The 2,226-nt window shown below is 34.7% G+C and carries 4 protein-coding genes; all 4 read right to left on the bottom strand.

Annotation, left to right across the window (positions count from 1 at the left end; genetic code table 11):
• Positions 1 to 462: hypothetical protein (locus H9632_RS18600; protein ID WP_191705551.1), on the bottom strand; the 462-nt coding region annotated here is incomplete at its 3' end.
• Complete coding sequence (locus tag H9632_RS18595) at positions 462 to 611, bottom strand: hypothetical protein (protein ID WP_191705550.1); 150 nt, start codon at positions 609 to 611, stop codon at positions 462 to 464. The genes H9632_RS18595 and H9632_RS18600, both read right to left, overlap by 1 nt.
• A gap of 299 nt (positions 612 to 910) precedes the next feature.
• Complete coding sequence (locus H9632_RS18590) at positions 911 to 1,366, bottom strand: immunity protein YezG family protein (protein WP_191705549.1); 456 nt, start codon at positions 1,364 to 1,366, stop codon at positions 911 to 913.
• 351 nt (positions 1,367 to 1,717) lie between these two features.
• Positions 1,718 to 2,143, bottom strand: coding sequence for a hypothetical protein (locus H9632_RS18585; RefSeq protein ID WP_191705548.1), 426 nt, complete (start codon positions 2,141 to 2,143; stop codon positions 1,718 to 1,720).
• Between the last annotated feature and the right edge of the window lie 83 nt (positions 2,144 to 2,226).

The raw sequence follows: 2,226 nt of genomic DNA, 5'->3' as shown, positions 1-2,226 counted from the left end.
TTTTCCGCCGACCTTTTTCAAAGCCTTCTTCGTTTTCTTTACGGCGGCTTTGACGTTCTTTTTCGCTTGCGTCACGGTTTTTTTCGCGGCCTTCTTGACCTGTTTGACTGCTACCTTGGTCGCCTTTTTTACCGTTTTAACTGTTTTTTTGACTGTACTTTTTACTTTTTTGACTGCCTTTTTTGTGGCCAGTACCGCTTTCTTTACGGTCTTCTTTACTTTTTTGACAATTTTGCTTTTGGAGAGGTTATTTTTTATTTTTCGGGCCTTGGTGTAAACCTTTCCAACCTTTTTCTTAACCTTTTTGATTACCTTTTTGACGGTTTTTTTCAGTTTCTTTTTGGCGGCCTTTACTGTTTTTTTTACGGATTTTGCCGCCTTTTTCACCTTTCCTACAACCGGGATACTGCCTAATGCCTTTCCGATTGCACCAAAAAAGCCTTTTCCTTTCTTCTTCGCCACTAGACATCACCCCCGGTTAGGGGAATCATGCCTAAAACATCGAGCGCTGAATCCAGGTCTTCATCCTCGTCGTCTTCGTCATCCGCTGCTTCTGCCACCGAAACTGGACCTTTCACAGAGCCTTCCATCATGACTAGTTCTCCCTGCATATCGGTCACACTGTCTAGTACGATGCTACTGGATCCACAGGTGAAACGAAGTGATTCGGTTGCACTGAATGCCATGTTTTTTGCTGCAAAGGTTACGTCCTCATTCGCTGTCACAACGATCGAATGCTTACTATGTATCGTGATGCCACTTTCCTGATGAAGTTGAAGAAAAACAGTATCGATTTAATTATGTAAGAAATAAGAGCACAAATGAATAAATATTTCATTTGTGCTCTATGTTTATTCGGGGCTGTTTAAATAATAAATTTCTATACACATTGGTGTCACTTTCAAAAACATTATAAATTATTATTTTCTATTTCCTCAAACCATTCATTAGCAATATGACGTGCGGTTTTAACATCGTCATTAGTATAAACTAAATCATACTTGTATTCAGCTTGAAACTTGCCAGTCTTAGCATCATATATTAATTTTAACTCAGTTGGCATATCTCTTTCGTACAATTTGCACAATTCCTCCATTTTATCAACATTATCGTTGATAATATCTAACACCATAAATTGTCGTTCTGTGGACACATCATAACTCTTATCCCCATCCTTCAATGCATCATTTAATTTATGGCGCTCTACATACATATTATTAATCAAATAAAAGAAACTACCCGAAACGATACCTTCTTCACATGAAGCATAAACATATACTTTATCAACTCTATCTTCCACATATTCCAGACATATAGATATCATATCTGCTTGCAATTCACTAAATCTTTCTTCAAATTCTTTCATACTACTTTTTCACTCCTCTAATTAATTTTTTAAATCTGCAAAGTCGGCTATACCATCAATAGTATATCTGACTTTAAATTTATCTGGACGCATACCTCCAATAATTAGGTCTCTTCTAATCGCCGTTTCAACCAATGCCTTAATGTGACGATTTTACTAAATTTAAATAGGAGAGCACAAATGAAGAACCTCTTCATTTGTGCTCATGTTTTATTTTCAATTTATACTGTTAGATTTCTATTTAACTAGGAGACAACTGCAGAACATAAGCAAATTAGCTAACACAGCTTTCAATAAACTTATGTAATACATGACATGTCTGAATTGGTGTTAACATTCCTTTTGAATAATTCAATTACTTTTGAAAAACTTGAGATATTTCACTCTATTCGGACTATCAAAACATCTTCCTTCTGATTTATCATTGGCAATGCTAAAAAATTCTTTTGCTATTTCTAAATTCCCCAATTCAAAAGCTATTTCGCCATTAATATATTCCTTCTCGCCTGAATCTATTCGTGCAAAACCAGTTAAATATATTTTTTCTCCCCATTCTTTTGCTTTTTTAAAATCATTTAATACATAGTAAGTTTCAATAATATCTTTTACAATGTGATAGCTTTCTTCTGAATAAATCCCCTTTGGTTCAGGTATTAGGTTCCATGCTTCTTCTAACAGTAATATAGAGTCTTGATGACAACCATTATTAAATTGTTCATTACTTTTATCCACAAAATTTTCTATTTTTTCTTTTATATATGACGGTAACATAGTCATTCTTTTCCTCCCTCTATAAATGTTGATGTATCAATGGCTTGCGCCATTTATGAGCGTCAAAAAATATTTTTTCGACTCGTACA

Source organism: Solibacillus merdavium (genome assembly GCF_014836935.1).
In the GTDB taxonomy this organism is placed as follows: domain Bacteria; phylum Bacillota; class Bacilli; order Bacillales_A; family Planococcaceae; genus Solibacillus; species Solibacillus ferritrahens.
Note: the sequence above shows the minus strand (reverse complement) of the source record. Positions and strands in the feature narration are given on the sequence as shown.

Bases quoted from the DNA above. Each gene is read 5' to 3' on its own strand.
- H9632_RS18595 (WP_191705550.1), bottom strand. From the start codon at position 611: ATGCAGGGAGAACTAGTCATGATGGAAGGCTCTGTGAAAGGTCCAGTT.
- H9632_RS18590 (WP_191705549.1), bottom strand. From the start codon at position 1,366: ATGAAAGAATTTGAAGAAAGATTTAGTGAATTGCAAGCAGATATGATA.
- H9632_RS18585 (WP_191705548.1), bottom strand. From the start codon at position 2,143: ATGACTATGTTACCGTCATATATAAAAGAAAAAATAGAAAATTTTGTG.